Source organism: Bradyrhizobium algeriense (assembly GCF_003062295.1).
Taxonomy (GTDB): Bacteria; Pseudomonadota; Alphaproteobacteria; order Rhizobiales; family Xanthobacteraceae; genus Bradyrhizobium; species Bradyrhizobium algeriense.
Genome location: NZ_PYCN01000009.1, coordinates 112,827 through 130,243 on the forward strand (window position 1 = coordinate 112,827; position 17,417 = coordinate 130,243).

Sequence of the window (17,417 nt, forward strand, 5' to 3'; positions counted from 1 at the left end):
ACTTTTACAATTGCGGGAGCATCACGATGACCTATTCCATCTCGGCGCGCTGTCCGGAGACCGGCGCGTTCGGCATTGCCATCACCTCGTCCAGCATTGCCGTGCCGGCGCGTTGCGCCTGGGTAGGACCTCTGGGCCTCGTGGTGTCGCAGAATGCGACCGACCCGGCGCTTGGCCCGACCGGTCTCGCGCAGTTGCGTCAGGGTTTTGGTGCGGCTGCAGTGCTCAACAACTTGACGCTCGGTACGCCGCAGCCGACGTGGCGGCAGGTCGGCGTGATCGACCGCTATGGTCAGGTGGCATGGCATTCCGGCACGCAGGCGCTGCCAACCGCAGCGATCGCACAAGGCACCGGCTGCCTCGCGCTCGGCAATCTGCTTGTTGATGAGAAGGTGCCCAGCGTGATGATCGCACGTTTTGAGGAAACCGCCGGCCAGTTGCTGGCGGAGCGATTGATGTCGGCGCTGGAAGCCGGCCTCGATGCCGGCGGCGAAACCGACGACGAACATGCCGCAGGCCTGCATGTGGCTCACATCTTCGATTGGCCGGTGGTCGATCTGCGTGTCGACTGGCACGATGCGCCGATCGGCGAATTGCGCGCGCTGTGGGAACGCTACCGGCCGCAGCAGAAAGACTATATCGCACGCGCGATGAATCCGGGCGCAGCGCCATCTTTCTAAACGGGCTCGCCTCACCGCGCCTCGCCCGGCGGAAATGCCACGATATCGTCGGAACCAATCGTCAGTCCGATCTCGGCTCCGACGGGACACGACGACAACGCGGCAATTCCCGGCACGCGCACCAGAATGCGATCATGCGCGCTTCCCGGCGCGTCGATATAGAGATCCACATGACCGCCCTGAAAGACCTGTGTCATCACCGTACCAGGCAGCGAACTGGAGGCTCCGCGCGACGTCACGGAAAGATGTTCCGGCCGTACGAAGACGTCCACGACATCGCCAACAGATATTTCAGCAATGGACGCTGCAGGAACACTGGCGCACACATCACCAATCGAGACCATCGCGACATCGCCGCGCCGCTCAACGAGCCGACCGTTGAGAAGATTAGCATCACCGACGAAGCAGGCGACGAAGCGATCGGCGGGCCGACGATAGATATCGTCCGGTGCGGCGATCTGGCGAATGCGCCCGGCCGACATCACTGCGATGCGATCTGACATCGACAGCGCCTCGCCCTGATCGTGGGTGACGAAGATCGTAGTGACGCCGAGCTCGCGCTGGATCTGCTTGAGCTCGACCTGCATGGAACCGCGAAGGTTCTTGTCGAGGGCCGAGAACGGTTCATCAAGCAGCAGGACTTTCGGCTTGATCACGAGCGCGCGTGCGAGCGCGACGCGCTGCTGCTGGCCGCCAGACAGCTGTCTTGGCTTGCGGTCGGCGAAGCCTGTGAGCTTGACGAGCGCAAGCGCCTCGTCGACCCGGCGCGCGATTTCCTTCTTCTCGATGCCGCGGGTCTTCAAGCCGTAAGCGACGTTGTGGGCGACGTTCATATGCGGAAACAGCGCATAGTTCTGGAAAACAATGCCGATCTCGCGCATATGCGCGGGGGTCTCGGTCACCAGAGCGCCTTCGATGAAGATCTCGCCATTGTCGGCTTCAAGAAAACCGGCGACGAGATTGAGCAGCGTCGTCTTTCCGCAGCCGGACGGACCCAGCAAGGTCATGAACTCGCTCGGTTGGATCTTGAGCCAGGCCTCATGCAGCGCGACGGAATCGCCGAAGCGCTTGGTGACGCCATCGAGCTGCACGGCCGGCCGGATCTTGTCGCTTGCCGGGGCTGGCGTGCTCGCAGTCTTCTGATCAGTGCGCATCAACATTCAGAATTTTTCCGAGGCCCAGGAAGGAATTGGCAATCGTGAGCAAAGTTGCGGTCACAACGATGTAAATGACCGACAGTGCGGCGAGGGTCGGATCCGCGAATTCGCGGACGTAATTGTACATGGCGACCGGCAGCGTCTGGGTGGCCTGGCTGCTTACGAACAAAGTTGCCGTGAATTCGTTGAACGACAGGATTGCCGCGAATAGCCAGCCGCTCAGCAGGCCCGGAATCAGGAGCGGAATCGTCACGGTGAACAGGATCCGCAGCGGCGTCGCGCCAAGGCTGGACGCCGCCAGTTCGAGCCGGGTGTCGAGATTCTCCAGTGAAATATACGTGCTGCGCATCACGAAGGGCAGCACCATTACCACGTGGGCGAAGATGACGAGCGGAAAGCCACGTCCGATACCCGTCTGCGAGGCGAGGATGAGCACGCCAAGACCGATCGTGTAATGCGGAATGATCAGCGGAGACAGCAGAATGCCTTCGAGAAAATCCCTGAGCACGAATTTGTAGCGATGAATGGCGAAGGCAAAGGCCGAGCCCACCACGGCGGCAATGCTCGACGCCCACACAGTCACCGTCAGGCCGTTCCAGAAGCCCTTGGCGAAATCGGCATAGGAGAAGGCGCGCCAGAACCAGCGCAGCGACCAGGACTGCGGCGGAAATTGCAGGATCGCGCGATCGTTGAAGGCCGAGATCGCCACCACGACGCCCGGCAGCAGAACGAACAGAAGAATGGCGGCGACGAGGACGCGTCCCGACCATCGCAACAGCAAGGTACCGGGCGAGCGCTTCACGTCGTGCCCGCCATGCGCTCGAGTGGGCTCGCGGCCTTCTTAAGCAGCGCGATCACGGCCAGCGACAGCGCGAGGCCGATGATGGAGAGGCTGGCGGCGAAGGGGAAATTGAACGACGAGAAGCCGAGCTGATAGATCAGCGTCGACACCGTACTGACGCGGCCACCGCCAATCAGCTGCGGTGTCGCGAAGGCGCTGAAGGTCCAGGCGAATGCCGTCGAGAAGCCGGCAACAATTCCGGGCATCGATAGCGGCAGCGTGATGGTCATGAAGATGCGGATCGGGCCGGCGCCGAGGCTTTCGGCGGCCTTCTCGTAGTTGCGGTCGATATGCGACAGCGCCGCCGCCAGCATGATGACCATGATCGGCATCGTCACATGCACCAGTGCGGCGACCACGCCGCCGCCGGTGAACATCATCTGTACCGGGCGATCCAGTACGCCGAGCTTGAGCAGCAGCGTATTCAAGAAGCCGTTATTGCCGAGCACGATCATCCAGGAATAGGTCCGCACCACCTCTCCCAGAAACAGCGGCGTGACCGACACGATCAGGATGAAGGAGCGCAGCGCCGAGTTGCTGGTGCGCGTCAACGCATAGGCCAGCGGATAGGCTAGAAGCAGTGTGAACACCGCCGTTTCGAAACAGATGAGCACCGTATTCCAGAATGCCAGGGCATAGAGCGGCCGCAGCATGGCCTCGAAATTCGCCCAAGTGTACCCACCGACCTCCAGCGTACCAGGGATATAGGCCCGCACGCTGTACTGGAACACGGCAAGCATCGCCGCGAGCAGCCCCACGGCGACGAGGCCGGCCGGCGAAACGAACCATCCCAGGAATGGACGCGCGTTCATGGACAAACTCGAGTTGGGAAAACTTGGCGCAATCGAGCGCGATCCGGCGGTATCGACCGGATCGCGACCCCGACTATGTTACGGAGCCATGATGTTCTCGGTGAACCACTTGCGCCAGGTGCCGGTCTTCTCGGCCCGCAGCTTGGCGTCGATCACCAGAGATTGCTTCGCCCACTGATCCGGCGTGGAGAAGACGCCAGGCAATGCTGCAATCTCGGGCTTGAGCTTGGCGTTGTCGACCACCGGGCTACCCTTCTTCAGTTCAGCGATCTTCGCCTGTACGTCCGGATCGAGGGCCATGTTCATGAACTTGTAGGCCAGTTCGGCCTTGGTCGAGCCCTTGGTGATACCCATCGTATCGACACCGAGCACCGCGCCCTCCTTCGGGATGACGAGCTTGATCGGCACGCCCTGGGCCTGCATGTAATAGGCATTCATTGACAGCACGACCTGAACCGGCGTTTCACCGGTGGCGAACAGCTGCTGACTGTTGGCGTCGTTGGTGTAGAACGCCTTGTAGTTCGCCTTCAGCGCCTTCAGCTTGGCTTCGCCGACTTCCCAATTCGCAGCGTCGCCACCGGACAGCTTGGCGGCCACGACCATGACATGGCTCGGATCGAAATCGGGCGACGAGATCATGCCCTTGAGCGCGGGATTCCACAGGCCTTCCCAGCTGTCGAAGCTGACGCCCTTGGGCAGACGATCGGGCAGATAGCCGATGGTGTAGACATAAGCCCAGGCGCCAATGTGATACGGGCTGATCTTGGCCTGCTCGACCAGATGGCTGGCGTTCGAAATCTTCGCCATGTCGAGCTTCTCGAACAGATTGTCGTTGGCATAGAGCCAACCGACATGGGCCGTCGTGAAGGTGACATCGCTCTCGGGCTTGGCGGCGGCGAGCTTGGCCTGATTGAGGCGATCAATCGTGCCGCCGGTGATGTACTCGACTTTCACGCCGGTCTCGGCGGTGAACTTCTTCGCGATCGCTTCATCAATCAGATCGCGGAAACTTCCACCCCAGGTGCTGACGACCAGCTTCTCCTGGGCAGATGCCTGCCCGCCGATCGCGAGCGTCGATAGCAACATCAAGGCTGTAAACTTCAAGGCGCGCTTCATCTCGAAACCTCACAAGGATTATGACATCGAAAGAAAAGCAAGCATCATGCCAAGCGGACGAATTTAGCGATATTTTTCAAGTATTTACGGCACATGAAGCTTCATTGACCTTCCGTTCGAAAGGTCTGACTCCAGAGTGATCGCAGTTAACCTTCGACGTCGAAAACCGGCGCGGTATTACGCCGGAATTTCTGCGATGATGTCGATTTCCATCATGTATTCAGGCTTGGCGAGTCCCTGAACGATGATCCCGGTCGAAACCGGATAGACGCCCTTCAACCATTTGCCGACGACACGATAGACAGGCTCGCGATAGGCGCGGTCAGTGATGTAGATGACGATCTTCACCACATCCTGCAGGGATGAACCTGCCTCTTCTAAGAGCACCTTGGCGCAAGCCATGGCATTTTCAGTCTGCGCGGCAGCATCGCCGATGCCGACGATTTTGCCCTCGAGATCCATCGCCGTCTGGCCGCGCACATAAACGGTGTTGTTCGCGCGCACGACCATGCAGACGTCGTTGTCGAGCGACTGCTCGGGATAGGCATCCTTGGTGTTGAACTTGCGGAAACGCTGGTGGGTGATCATAGAGCAGATCCTCAGGCGGCGAGACGACGGAATGTGCGATCGGAGAAGATCAAGGGCAGTGCAGCTTGGTTGCGAACATTCAGCACCTCCCCCGCGACGATGCGATGCGAGCCGAAATCGAACACGCTGGCGACACGGCAATCGAAATTGCACAGCGCGCCGTCGAGCGCTGGCGCGCCGGTGAGCAGTTCCGACCAGTCGCCGGCGAGAAAGCGGTTGTCACGCAATTCGGGGATCAGCCCGGCGAAGCTGCTGGCGACACGCTCCTGCGCATCGGACAGGACGTTGGCGACGAACACGCCATTGGCGAGCAGCTTTTCGAGCCCGCGATTGTCGCGGTGAACGCTGAACACCACCGATGGCGGCTCCATCGACAGTGAACACAGCGACGACACCGTGATACCCGCGCGCCCCGCCTCGCCATCCGTGGTTACCACCGCCACGCCCGAGGCCGTCATCCGCATGGCGTCGCGGAAGGTATCGACCTCGACCAGGGGATGCGCCGCTGTGCTCACGACTTCGCCCCGTCGATACGGTCCGACAATCCGGCCGACTTCTTCACAAAGTCCAGCGGGCCGGCAAAGTCGAAGCTGTTATAGACGGCCGCCAGATGATTGAAGTGCGGCGCCTGTGCGAACTGCACGAAGGTCAGGCGATGACCGGCATAATCAGAGTTCAACAAATCGCGCGCAAATGCGAGCAGCTTGCGGCGATCGTCGGCCTGCCACTGGTCATTGAGCGAATAGAACTTGTTCAGCCATTTGCCGCTGCCCTCGGCATCGAATGCATCCGCGTTCGGCGTAATGCAGATCTGGCCGCCGCAGAGTTCGCGGGCGATATGCATCATCGCAGGAAGCTGCGAACAGGCGAACACGCGGCCGGCATAAAGCATCGACTGTTGCGGCATCAGAAGGCCGCCCGGGCTCTTCTCCGCCATAGCGATCGAGGCGGTGAGATGTGCGTTGATGCCTTCGCGGTAGCAAACGAGATCGGCCAGCTTCTCACGCACCGACTGCAGCTTATCTAGACCGGTCTGCTTGGCGTTCCACATCGCCGCGCCGATCATCATGTCCGCGGTGTAGAGCAGGCGCAGAACGTAAGGGAATGCCGAATAGCGATGCAGCGTCGAGCGCACGAATTGTGCCGCGCGGGTATGGCGATAGAAGAACACGTCTTCCCAAGGGATCAGAACGTCGTCCAACACGACCAGCGCCTCGACTTCGTCGAAGCGGTTTGCGAGCGGATAATCCCTGGCACTGCTGCGGTTGGCGAAGCCACCACGGCAGATATGTTTGACGCCGGGCGCGCCCATCTTGACGATACAGCCCACCGCATAGTCGGACAATTTTTCATTGGCCCAGGCGCCGACGGTTGGCTTCAGATAGGCCTGATCGGCGTAAGCCGCCGCGGTCTCATATTTTGCGCCACGGATGATGATGCCGGCATCGGTCTCACGGGTGACGTGGACCATCAGGTCGGGATCCTGCTGCTGCGGCGGCAGCGAGCGATCACCCTTCGGGTCGGTATTGGCCGACACGTGGAAGATGTCCTTCTCGATCACGGCGCGGATATGCCGGTCGATATTGGCGGCGAAGCGCGGATCGATCTCCGCCAGCACGTCGCGACCATCGGTGAGCGACCACATCTCCCCGATGGTCTCGTCGCCCACGCGGGTGACGACGCCACCGATATCCTTCATCACGTGATCGACGGCCTTGATCTTGTCACGCCAGTCCTTCTGTTCCTGCGGCGGCCGATAGAAGGTCGAATGCCGCTCATTGCCTTCGACATAGGTTAGATCGCCGCTGTAGCGCTCTTCATGCGCCATGTCGTAAATGCGGGCCTTGATATCGATGATCGGCTTCAGCGCCGGGTGACTGGTCACGTCCTTGACGCGCTCGCCATCGACCCAAACCTCGCGGCCATCGCGAATGCCCTGTTTGTACTCTTCACCCGTGCGGATCATTCATTGGCTCCTGTTCGACTGGACGACAGGGTGCCGGAGCGCCTATCATAAGGAAAATATTTTTATGTTTGGAGATGCATAGGAAAATGCGATGAGGTTCTCGCTCCGGGCGTTGCGTTACGTGGTTGAGACGGCCGACGCGGGCAGCGTGACGGAGGCGGCCAAGCGGCTGAATGTCTCCCAGCCCTCGATCTCGGCCGCGGTCAGCCAGCTGGAGGCGGAACTCGGCGTCCAGATATTCGTCCGCCATCTCGCCAAAGGCGTGACACTGTCCCCGGCCGGCCAGCGGCTGGTGAATGACGCGAGACTGCTGCTCAACCATGCCCGCGATTTCGCCCAAAGCGCCCAGTCGCTCGGCAGCACCTTGCACGGCGAGATCGTGGTTGGCAGCTTCCTGACGCTTGCCACGCGCTTCATGCCGGGGCTGCTGTCAGGCTTTCGCGAGCGCCAACCGGGCATCTCGGTAAAACTGGAAGAAGGCGACCAGCAGGAGATCATCGACGCCTTAATTTCCGGGCGTACGGAACTGGCACTGTCCTATTCCTTTGCCGTTCCTGACGAGATCGTCGGTGAAAAGTTCTGCGAACTGCCGCCCTATCTCATGCTGTCGGCCGATCATCCTTTGGCGACCCGGTCTTCGATCAGCCTGACCGAAATGCGCGACGAGCCATTCATCCTGCTGGATTTGCCGCATTCGCGCGATTACTTCGCCAGCCTTTTCACGGCATCCGGCATCGAGCCGCGCATCTCGTTCCGCACCCGGTCATCCGAAATGATCCGCGGGCTGATCGGGCATAGGCAGGGATACTCCATCCATAATGCCGTTCCGCGCACCACCATCGGCTATGACGGAAGCCGCGTCGCCGTGGTGCCCATCACCGAACGGCTGCCGCCAACGCATGTCATGGCGCTCCGCCTGAAGCGCCATGCGCTGCGGCCGGCGGTGCAGACATTTGCCGATTACGCGCGCGAGGCCTTTGCCGTTGGCGGTCAGTTCGCGCCCGGCTCAATAGCCCCGGCCGGGATCGACGCAGCTTAGCAGCGGCTGCCCGGCACGAAGCCGGCGCACATTCTCGCCGATCTGTCGCGCCGCAGATCCCGGTAGCGCGACCGAGGCCAGATGCGGCGTCACCAGAACATTGTCCATCGCCCATAAGGGACTCTCCGGCGACAAAGGTTCGGAGGCAAACACATCCAGCGTCGCTTCCGCGATATGACCCGAGCGGAGCGCTTCGATCAAAGCCGGTTCATCGATGATGCTGCCGCGGGAGACATTGATGAAGGCCGCGCCCCGCTTCATCTGCGCCAGGCGCTCGGCATCGAGCAGGCCACAGGTCCGCGGCGTCTGCGGCAGCATGCAGACGAGAATATCGCTCTCCCCCAGGATCTCCGCCAATGCCGGCAGGCCGGCAGAGGTCTCGATGCCATCCACTGACTTCAATGTGTTGGACCAGCCGCGCACCCGATAGCCCTGCCGCGCGCATTCCAGCGCCGCGGTCAACCCCAACTCACCGAGACCGAGCACGCCGACCCGGATGGTCTCGGGATCGCGCGGATGGATATAGTGCCAGCGGCGCTCACGCTGCGCACGCTCGAAGGCCGAAATATCGCGGGCGTGACGCGTCACCGCGAACAGCACATAGCCGGCCATCATCCGCGCCATCTTCGGGTCGGACAGGCGGGTGATCGGCACGTCCGGCAGATCATCGCGTCCGACCAGCGCGTCGACGCCGGCGCCGAGATTGACGACGAGCCCGAGATTTGAGTAGCGCGCGAAAAACCCTTGGGGCGGCTTCCAGACCAGCGCTTGCCGCACGATATCCGGATCGCCGATGTCATCCGCCTGGCGAAGATCGATCCCCTCGACTGCAAGGGCAGCGCGCCACGTCTCGAAGTCATCGAAGGCGCTATAGAACGCCATGACCTCCGACGTCATTGAGCGGCCCGTTCAGAGATCAGACGCGACACCGCTGTCAATGCGAGTTCGTAGCCGAGCGCGCCGAGACCTGCGACCACGCCCGTGGCTGCGCGCGAGACGTAAGAGTGATGGCGAAACGGCTCGCGCTTCCAGATATTGCTCATGTGCGCCTCAATGATCGGCCCCTCGAAAGCGAGTAGCGCGTCGAGGATCGCAATGGAGGTGTAAGTGAGCCCGGCAGCATTGATGACGATCCCCTCCGCCTTCTCCCTCGCCTCCTGTATCCAGTCAACCAGAACACCTTCATGATTGGACTGACGGAATTCAATCACCAGCCCGAGCGACGCAGCGTGATCCTCACAGCGCTTCTTGATCGAGCCGAAACTCTCGCGGCCATAGGTGCCGCTCTTGTCGAGCCCGTAGAGATTGGCATTGGGGCCGTTCAGGAAATAGATGGTGGGAGACGTCATGGCCGCGCTTTCATATCTGTTCGCACAGAAGTCAGGCATCGCCTCGAAACCAATCAGCACCGTCCGAAGTATCGCACGGATGAAATGCTCTCAATGATCCCAGATGTGCAGATTTTCCCCGAAGTGAAGTACACGCAACCCTGCGTAACGCCGGCCCGCGCGCGACTAAAAGTTTAAAGAGCCTTTGCTCGGAGCAGAAATCAAAAGAAACTATGCGCTTCGACGGATTTCTATATGGTTCAAGGATTGATCTTGTCCCGAGCGAAACGCCTGAAAGGTACCGCCTAACCCAGAACCAATCGCCGCAGGAGAGGTACGAGACAAGCAATCGAAGAAGATCGGCGGAAAACACCCAAGTGGACCGAACTATTTGCAGCCAGAAGTGCAAGCTGCTCCGAGCTACTAGCTGCACTGCATGTGGTCCACCTCTAGCTAGTGCATTGGCGCATGCTTTACGGAGTCCCTTATTTCGCGCCAGACTTTCGCACACCAATTGCTCACACGGTGGATCAGAACGTTCTTCAAGTTCAGCCCTCGCTATCTGCCTTTATCGCTTCCGTGTCACGAGCAAAAGTTGTGCCACCACCCTCATTTCAGATACAGAAGCAGCAAAACGACGACCATTCCATTGCCTGTCGCGCGGCATCTGTTGGGATTTGGTGTATCCGGCGATGGTTTCCCTCAGGATCACGTCCTTGAGACGACGGAATGCGCAATCGTTGTGGTTCACCGCACGGCCTGCACCACGACACTTGGTTGCGGGTGATTTGAACTTACAAGCTAAGTCTTTGATGGTATTGACGTGGATTCCAACATCAAAAACAAAGCCCAACAATCCATTGAGATTGCTGGGCTTCGCGGCTCATGACGCGCGTGGCGCTTGGGATGAAAGCTCGATTGTTTGCCCGAAAGCCGTGACCTGATTTGCTTGCCCGATGTCGCGGTGGGTACTCAGTGCTTGCGCCAGATAATTTTCGTTGAGCCCGGTTACGCGATATCCCGCGATACGGATCGGCCAGGTCGCGGCGGCGCCATCGCGGCGGATATCTATCGTCATGTCGCGATGCGCAACGGTACCGCCGGTCGCCGTCGTACCGAGAACATTCGCCAAGCGGGATGCGGCAGTTTGCGGATCCGCAGCAGCGCAGTCGATCCGGTCGAACGCACGAGCGCCGTTGCGATGCGTGGTCCAAGCAGGAAGGCGGTACAGCTCGACATTGTAGTATCGGCAACCGTTGAAGGTTACGACATCGTCGACCGGCAGCAACACGTCGAATTCCGGCCAGACGGACTCGGTGGCGGAGAGCCTCCACTCGCGCCGGACATGCATGGGCGGGCCGAACGGACAGCCGAGCTCGACGAAATGAGCGCGGGCCCCCTCGACATCACCGAGCGAAAGAACCATCGACTTGATTCCTTCGTCACCGGACAGCAGCGCGGCCATAGCCGGAGGCAGCCGGTCCGTATCGAATACGCTCATCAACTCAATGAAGTTCGCCGACCCTTCGCTCGCGTCGGGAAACAGGATTAGCCGGTTGACGATGCCCATGGCCTCAATTCGGCTCTCGGGCGTCAACGTGAAGCCAAGCCGATCATAAAAGCGGGCGGCCTCATCCAGATCGTGGACGAAAGTGAGCAGATGATCGATGGCTTTAACGGGGTTTTCAGTCACGGTGTCCCTCGATCATGATCTAGAAGCGCATCAACGTGCAGGGTGACGGCATCGACAACATCGTTCGGCATGTTGCCGTTCGGGTAGAGCAACGGCAGCTCCGTGCATGCCAGGAGCAGTGCGTCGGCACCGCGACGCCGCAGACCGTCGGCTATATCGTCAATCTTGCGGCGTGCGGCGGGCGTGATCATGCCGTGCGCGAGCTGATCCTCGATAATCGCATCGACCGCGGCCTGGCCGGCAGCATCGGGCCGCAAGACACCGGTCACGCCGGCCCGCTCAAGACGCGCGTCGATGAAATCCTGGCTGGCGGCGAAACGCGTTGCCAACACGCCGATGCGTTTCACTCCGCGTCGCTGCAGAAGCACCCCGGCCGGATCGAGGACGTGAATGCACGGAAGGCTCGTGCTGGCAGCGATGGATGCAAACACCCGGTGCGCGGTCACGGCTGTGAGCGCGACCAGGCCCGCACCGCCAGCGGCAAGCGTTGCGACAGCGCCCACGAGCCGGTCTGCGATCGCCTGCCATTCGTCCTTCAGGGCCATCTGAAACAACGGCGCAAAATCGAGCGTCACGACGAGACTTTCCGGCGTCGAGCGTGCGCCCCGCAAGGCCTCGCCCCGCTCATTCAGCATACGATAATATCGAGCGGTCGAATGCCACGTCATGCCGCCGACGAGGCCGATCAGCTCAGTGCGATGGGCTCTCATGCAGCAAAAGCCGCGATAAGCGGTTCGACTGATGGTGCCGAGCGCAGAGTCTTGATCGCCGCAATCAGGGCGTCACCGTCACGCCAGCCAGGCCTTCCTGAAAAGGCCGCACACTGGAGAAATTTCGCAATGAGATCGTTCTGTGTTGGCGGGTTCTCAGGCCAGCCTCGTCCGAACTGCGCCGGGATGACGCGCCTGGCGCCGTCCTTGTTGGAGATGATTGCCTCACACTGATCGAAATGACCGAAAGCAGGTTCTTCTGCGACATCGATGCGCTGCGCAAAGGCTACAATGTCTGGCGCAGTCGCAGCGCTTGCAGTGAACTCGTCCAGCGTTGCGCGGCCGCGTAATATGGCATTGGCGGCGACGTAGCGGACGTTGAACTGCGCATCGACTTCGGGTGTCTCCGCCGGTGCGTAGGGGCCGCCGCAGATTACGTTCATGGCCGGCGAAATGCGCAGCGACAGGCCGGCGGTCTGGTTGAACGCGATCTCGCCGCGCCCTCGTGCGGCAAGCAACGCCTCGGTCAGCGCCAGGGTCACTCCGCAGCTTGGGTAGAGCTTGACGCAGGTGGCCTCCTCGCCAAAAAACCTCTCTCCTAGGTTTTCGCCGAGAAGCGTCAGATCCGGCTCTGCGGGCCCGTAGAGCCGAAAGAAGCCGCATTCACCCGCAAGGGCCCGCTTCGGTCCGCTGATCCCCGATTGAGCCAGGAACACGGCCTCAAGCGCGTGGCGGGCCACGAGTCCTTGACTGATCCTCACGGCAAGTACCTTGTCTTGATAGTGCTGGAACGTGCCGATACCGAAATCGAAGGCAAGCCCGATGGCGTCGCTCATCTGCGCGCGTGTCAGCCCAAGGAGCCGGCTCGCGATGATGGCGCCCGAAAACAGCCCAAGCACGTTGCTGTCGAACCCTCGATAAAAGAAGCCGTTTGCCTGCGCGGCCCGATTGATCCTCTGGCCCACATCCTGTCCGACGGCCAGGGCGGCAAGCACTGCTTCGCCGCCGGCACCGGACATTTCCGCCGCAGCGAGAGCGACCGGCACATCCGACGAACTCGGATGCCATCCGGGCGACAGCACATCGCAGAAATCAAGGGCTCGCGCCCTCACCGCATTGACAAAGGCCGCCTGGGGCGCGGCAAGTTTTTCGGTCGATCCGATTACCGTAGCCTCGCGCGCACCGCTCCAGCGCCGTGCGAGCGATAATGCCACGCTTGTGCCGGCTTGATCATAGCCAGCGACGAGACAGCCAAGATTGTCGAGAACGCGACGCAGTTGGAAATTCATCGTCTCCGTCGGGATTTTCGCTGCATCGACGGAAAAGGCATGATCCAGAAGCGCATCGAGCGGATCGTTCACTGCTGTTCGAGCCCGAGGTCGCGGAAGACGGCCTTGATCGTGGCAATCTCGGTTTCCAGATTGCGGGCAAACTCCTCCGGCGTCGACGCGACCGGCTCGAAGCCGAGCCGCACCATTCTGTCCGAGACTTCGGGACTGCGGACCACCGCCCGCATCTCCTGGGATAGCCGGTCGACGATCGGCGGAGGCGTTTGTCCGGGGGCGAACGCGCCGAGCCAAACGCCGATCTTGAACACCGGATCAGCGAAGCCAAGCTCGGTCAGGGTCGGCAGGTCAGGCAGCGCCGACGATCTCTTGGTTCCGGAGACAGCAAGCGCCTTCAGCGTGCCAGTCTCGATATGCTGCCGCGTATTGGCGATGGATGCGAACGATACCGGAATCTGGCCGCTGAGCAGATCGTTGACGATCGGCGCCTCACCCCGATAGGGAACGTGCGTCATACCAAGCTTGAAATGCCGGTTCCATAATGCTTCGCCGGCGAGATGGGCCGATCCGCCGATGCCCCACGACCCGTAAGCGAGCGGCTGACCTGGGGTCTTGACCTGTTCGGCAAATTCTTGAGGCGTGCGCGCACTGAACTTCCCGCCTGCCACCAAAATCATCGGCGCCAGGAAGGCCTGGGTTATTGGTGCAAAATCCTTCACGGGATCATAGGCGATGGTCTTGAACAGCGCGACATTGTTGACTTGCGTGTCGATGACCGTGAACAAAAGCGTGTAGCCGTCGGGTTGCGCTTTGGCGACCGCGTTCGCGCCAAGCATACCGCTCGCGCCGGTCCGGTTCTCCACGACCACGGTCTGTCCGACGCGTCGGGACATCCCCTCGCCGACCAAACGCGCGGTCGCGTCCAGCGGACCGCCCGCTGAATAGGGAACGATGAAGGTGATGGGACGGGCTGGATAGGTCTGGGCACGCGCCGCCGATCCCGCGGCGACCGAGCCGATCATCGCAGCGACGAATTGACGGCGGTTCATCATACCCTCCTTACGATGAGGGAAAGCTTAGCGTCCGCCGAAGCCGCTCGCGGTGCCGAACGTTGCGGACGTTCAGGCCTTTTGTTGCACAGCCAGAGCACGTCGCGTCGCACCGGGCGACCGTCCGAACTGCCGGCGGAACGCGGCGGCAAATTTGGACGGGCAGGCCCATCCCGCATCGAGGGCAATGGCAGCGACCGTGTCATCGGTCGATTGCAGGGCCAGGAATGCCCGATCGAGCCGCCGGTTGCGCATTATTCGTGCCGGCGACTCTCCATGCCGGGCCTTGCTGGCCCGCCACAAGGTCGAGCGCGCAAGTCCGGTCTTATCCTCCACGGCCTTGAGACGAGCGGGAACGGCAGAAGCGGATCGCCCCGCGAGAATACGCTGGAACAACTCGGCGGATCCCGGACGCGTGTCAGCAACGATATCGTGAAAGGTGTGGCGCATGAACGCGCAGGTGAGTTCGGTGCCGCGGCCGGCAAGCGTGCGGAGCATCATCCGTTCACTGGCTTCCCAAGGCGCGAAGCCCTCCAGGATCGACTGCTCCCGCCCCGACCACGGCGCATTGACGATGACGCTCCCATCATGCGCACCGAGGGCGGGCGGCCATTCACTGTCGAGGTCGAGCTGCAGGTCACGGGCAACACGCATCAAGGCGCCCGGCGTCAGCCTGATCTGAAAGAACGAAGCTGGACCTGCCGGGAGCCCAACGAGGAAGCCCCCTCGTTCGTTGGAAGCGCGCAGATGCGCGTATCCCGTTCTGAGATCCAGCGGCTTCGAGCGTCGCCCAATCGCCTCGCCGGCGATGTTGCCGGTCAGGTAGAATGTCAAAAGGAAACGTGAGCCGGGCTGCAGGTGGACGATCGCCGGTCGATCGAGTTCGAACCTGCCAAACACTGCGGAGATTTCGTCGTCGATGGTCGTACGCAGAAAGATGTTCTGTCGGTCTGCCGAACGATAGATGAAGTCGTCCGTCACGAGCGGCAAGGACGGCGCATGAGCCGTCCGCCGACCGGACAATCGCTGGATGAAGGCCGCTTCGCCGACCGCTTGCTTCGATAGCTGCATCACGCTCTCCTTCGTAAGCGAGCCTGCAACCTTATCAGCTTCTTGCCGCTCATGGTATCGGCGCCGAACAAATGACAACAGCCCGCCGCTTCGCGCGGGACGTCTGCATGCTTCGACCCCACGGGAGCCGCCACCCGCCAGAAAATATAATTCGATGCGATCGAACAACTCTTCCGGCCGCCGCCTCCACGAGATCGGGATCGATCCCGAAAAACTCGGCAAAGCCCTCACATCTCGACCCATTCGATCTCCCGAGGAAAAGGATCTATGTCCGCTTGGTCCACGAAGCGCTTCGGCACCATTGCTGAGAAAATGGTCCGCCCGATAGATTCAGCGAAGCTGACGCTTCGGGCTTTTGTCAGCGGTCACAGGTGCCGATGGGGTAGACCTTGACATTCAGGACCCGGCCTCGGCCCAGCCTTGCCGCATGCCCTTGAGCCCGAACTCATAAACCTCCTCCTCGTTGGGGGAGAAGTCGCGCCACACGCGGGTGGCGGCGGCGAGCGCCGGAACGGCGCGGCCGAAGGCTTCGATCGTCAACCTGCCATCATATTTTGCGGCCCTCAGCGCCTTATAAGTGGGACCCCACGGCACATGGCCCTTCCCCGGGGTGCCGCGATCATTCTCAGAGATATGGACATGGATCATGTGTCGCTTGATTGTATTTATGGCGGCGACCGGGTCCTTCTCCTCGATGTTGGCATGGAATGTATCGTACATCCCTTTGATTGCGGGATGATCGACTTCGTCCAGATAGCTGGCCAACTGATCCATCGTGCTGAGGAAGTAGCATTCGAAGCGGTTCACCGCCTCAAGGGCAAAGCTCATGCCGTGCGTTCCGGCATGGTCGCCAACGCGGCGATGAAATTCGACCCCGCGCTTGCGCTCATCCGCCGTGGGCCCCCTGCCAGTGAAGCGACCGAGTTCGGAGTGCATCGGGCCGGCGATGATCGATCCTCCAAGCGCCTTGGTGCAGTCGATGACCCAATTGGTCCGTTCGACCGCGGCCTGCCGCTCCATCTTGTCGTCCGAGAGTGGATTGTGCCCCGCCCCCAGCACGCTCACGGTTGTGACGTCGAGATCCATCTTGGCAAGTTGCTCTCCGAGCCTTGCGTAGGAATCGATCGTGCCTTCGAAGACCGGAACCTCCACGCTGTCATAACCCGTCCTCTTGAGCGCCTTCAGCACAGGCGCGTGTTCGTCGGTGACATGCCCTGTCCAGAGCAGCAGATTGAATCCGTACTTCATCCGCGCCTTCCCATTGAGCTCTCCTACAGCAGGCGATCCGGGGCCAGTTCCGCGGCTTAGCCCTTTGCAGGCACCAGTTGCTTCACCATCGCGTCAATCAGGCGCGGGAGGTCATAAGGGAAGCGGGCCGTAATCAGGTTGCCGTCGACCACGCAGGGTTCGTCCAGGACCGTAGCGCCAGCGTTTTCGAGGTCGATCTGTATGTTCCACACAGCCGTGGCGCGCTTGCCTTTGAGGATCTTGGCACTCACCATAACCCATTGGCCATGACAGATGGCGCATGTGGGTTTACCCGCTTCATACATGGCGCTCACAAACGCGCGCGCATGCTGGTCCATGCGCAGCGCATCAGGGTTCCAGCATCCGCCCGGCAGAAGCATGGCGTCGTAATCCTCCGCCCTGGCTTCGTCCGTGTAGCGGTCGATCTTCAGCCAACCTGCATTTTCCATGAGGCGGATGGCGAGGACATGGGTGGCGCATTGCGGCGGGAAGCGGAGGCCGAGCGTCGGATCAAACTCACCTATGCGGGGCGAGACAACATGAACGGTGGCGCCGTGTTCGGTGAGCCAGCGATGAGCACCCAGAATCTCCACTTCCTCCACGCCATTGGTGCAGCAGATGGCGATGCGCTTGTCCTTGAGCAGACCTGGATTTGTGGGCGGATCAAGCAGGAAGCTCTTGAGCTCCCGATTCAACTCGCCGTCAGCCGTCACCAACAATTCCGTCGAAATAGATGGGACCGGCGAAGAGGACATTAGCTGCTGCATGCGGTTGAAGGCCGTGGCTTGCGGAGACGCGCTCATCTTTCATGCTCCTGAACGAGGTTGATTGGC

19 protein-coding genes are annotated in these 17,417 nt (G+C 61.1%); 2 read left to right on the plus strand and 17 right to left on the minus strand.

Translation table 11 applies throughout. The features are described from left to right. Positions 1 to 26: 26 nt before the first annotated feature. Positions 27 to 680 carry a DUF1028 domain-containing protein gene (locus C7G61_RS19195; RefSeq protein WP_108517119.1) on the plus strand — a complete coding sequence of 218 codons (654 nt, stop codon included), beginning with the start codon at positions 27 to 29 and terminating at the stop codon, positions 678 to 680. Positions 681 to 691: 11 nt separating this feature from the next. On the opposite strand, the gene C7G61_RS19200 is transcribed toward C7G61_RS19195, so the two are convergent. The 7 genes from C7G61_RS19200 to C7G61_RS19230 all read right to left on the minus strand — a co-directional run bounded on the left by C7G61_RS19200 (position 692) and on the right by C7G61_RS19230 (position 7,160). After that, the gene (locus C7G61_RS19200; protein WP_108517121.1) at positions 692 to 1,840 is read right to left on the minus strand and encodes an ABC transporter ATP-binding protein; all 1,149 of its coding nucleotides are present in this window, start codon (positions 1,838 to 1,840) and stop codon (positions 692 to 694) included. Continuing rightward, positions 1,824 to 2,639 carry an ABC transporter permease gene (locus C7G61_RS19205; RefSeq protein WP_108517123.1) on the minus strand — a complete coding sequence of 272 codons (816 nt, stop codon included), beginning with the start codon at positions 2,637 to 2,639 and terminating at the stop codon, positions 1,824 to 1,826. Before C7G61_RS19205 ends, C7G61_RS19200 begins: the two co-directional genes overlap by 17 nt. Next, positions 2,636 to 3,490, minus strand: a complete 855-nt coding sequence (locus C7G61_RS19210) for an ABC transporter permease (protein WP_108517125.1) — start codon at positions 3,488 to 3,490, stop codon at positions 2,636 to 2,638. The genes C7G61_RS19205 and C7G61_RS19210 overlap by 4 nt, the downstream gene beginning before the upstream one ends. Before the next feature lie 78 nt (positions 3,491 to 3,568). Further along, positions 3,569 to 4,606: an ABC transporter substrate-binding protein gene (locus C7G61_RS19215; protein ID WP_108517127.1), complete on the minus strand. Its 1,038-nt coding sequence runs from the start codon at positions 4,604 to 4,606 to the stop codon at positions 3,569 to 3,571. Between the two features lie 177 nt (positions 4,607 to 4,783). Beyond that, complete coding sequence (locus C7G61_RS19220) at positions 4,784 to 5,194, minus strand: RidA family protein (RefSeq protein ID WP_108517129.1); 411 nt, start codon at positions 5,192 to 5,194, stop codon at positions 4,784 to 4,786. An 11-nt stretch (positions 5,195 to 5,205) separates the two neighbouring features. Further along, positions 5,206 to 5,709, minus strand: coding sequence for a flavin reductase family protein (locus tag C7G61_RS19225; RefSeq protein ID WP_244608364.1), 504 nt, complete (start codon positions 5,707 to 5,709; stop codon positions 5,206 to 5,208). Further along, positions 5,706 to 7,160 carry a 4-hydroxyphenylacetate 3-hydroxylase family protein gene (locus C7G61_RS19230; RefSeq protein WP_108517131.1) on the minus strand — a complete coding sequence of 485 codons (1,455 nt, stop codon included), beginning with the start codon at positions 7,158 to 7,160 and terminating at the stop codon, positions 5,706 to 5,708. The genes C7G61_RS19225 and C7G61_RS19230 overlap by 4 nt, the downstream gene beginning before the upstream one ends. A gap of 91 nt (positions 7,161 to 7,251) precedes the next feature. On the opposite strand from C7G61_RS19230, the gene C7G61_RS19235 reads away from it, so the two are divergent. After that, complete coding sequence (locus tag C7G61_RS19235) at positions 7,252 to 8,199, plus strand: LysR family transcriptional regulator (RefSeq protein WP_108517133.1); 948 nt, start codon at positions 7,252 to 7,254, stop codon at positions 8,197 to 8,199. Here the strand turns inward: C7G61_RS19235 and C7G61_RS19240 are convergent. From C7G61_RS19240 to C7G61_RS19280, 10 genes are all read right to left on the minus strand, one after another. Beyond that, on the minus strand, positions 8,167 to 9,096 hold the full coding sequence (locus C7G61_RS19240) for a 2-hydroxyacid dehydrogenase (protein ID WP_108517135.1): 930 nt from the start codon (positions 9,094 to 9,096) through the stop codon (positions 8,167 to 8,169). The genes C7G61_RS19235 and C7G61_RS19240 overlap by 33 nt on opposite strands. Next, complete coding sequence (locus tag C7G61_RS19245) at positions 9,093 to 9,548, minus strand: type II 3-dehydroquinate dehydratase (RefSeq protein ID WP_108517416.1); 456 nt, start codon at positions 9,546 to 9,548, stop codon at positions 9,093 to 9,095. Before C7G61_RS19245 ends, C7G61_RS19240 begins: the two co-directional genes overlap by 4 nt. 547 nt (positions 9,549 to 10,095) lie before the next feature. Then, positions 10,096 to 10,383, minus strand: a complete 288-nt coding sequence (locus C7G61_RS43980; RefSeq protein WP_145963654.1) for a hypothetical protein — start codon at positions 10,381 to 10,383, stop codon at positions 10,096 to 10,098. A 27-nt stretch (positions 10,384 to 10,410) separates the two neighbouring features. Beyond that, positions 10,411 to 11,220, minus strand: a complete 810-nt coding sequence (locus C7G61_RS19250) for a VOC family protein (RefSeq protein WP_108517138.1) — start codon at positions 11,218 to 11,220, stop codon at positions 10,411 to 10,413. Further along, positions 11,217 to 11,930, minus strand: coding sequence for an aspartate/glutamate racemase family protein (locus tag C7G61_RS19255; RefSeq protein ID WP_108517140.1), 714 nt, complete (start codon positions 11,928 to 11,930; stop codon positions 11,217 to 11,219). Before C7G61_RS19255 ends, C7G61_RS19250 begins: the two co-directional genes overlap by 4 nt. Then, on the minus strand, positions 11,927 to 13,291 hold the full coding sequence (locus tag C7G61_RS19260; protein WP_108517142.1) for an MmgE/PrpD family protein: 1,365 nt from the start codon (positions 13,289 to 13,291) through the stop codon (positions 11,927 to 11,929). Before C7G61_RS19260 ends, C7G61_RS19255 begins: the two co-directional genes overlap by 4 nt. Further along, positions 13,288 to 14,265 (minus strand): Bug family tripartite tricarboxylate transporter substrate binding protein, encoded by a 978-nt coding sequence (locus tag C7G61_RS19265; RefSeq protein ID WP_190241885.1) that lies wholly within the window; start codon positions 14,263 to 14,265, stop codon positions 13,288 to 13,290. The genes C7G61_RS19260 and C7G61_RS19265 overlap by 4 nt, the downstream gene beginning before the upstream one ends. A gap of 72 nt (positions 14,266 to 14,337) precedes the next feature. Further along, complete coding sequence (locus C7G61_RS19270; RefSeq protein ID WP_190241886.1) at positions 14,338 to 15,336, minus strand: AraC family transcriptional regulator; 999 nt, start codon at positions 15,334 to 15,336, stop codon at positions 14,338 to 14,340. 396 nt (positions 15,337 to 15,732) lie between these two features. Further along, complete coding sequence (locus C7G61_RS19275) at positions 15,733 to 16,584, minus strand: sugar phosphate isomerase/epimerase family protein (RefSeq protein WP_108517148.1); 852 nt, start codon at positions 16,582 to 16,584, stop codon at positions 15,733 to 15,735. Between the two features lie 56 nt (positions 16,585 to 16,640). Continuing rightward, entirely contained in the window at positions 16,641 to 17,387 is a 747-nt protein-coding gene (locus C7G61_RS19280) for a type 1 glutamine amidotransferase domain-containing protein (protein ID WP_108517150.1), read from the minus strand. Positions 17,388 to 17,417: the final 30 nt, after the last annotated feature.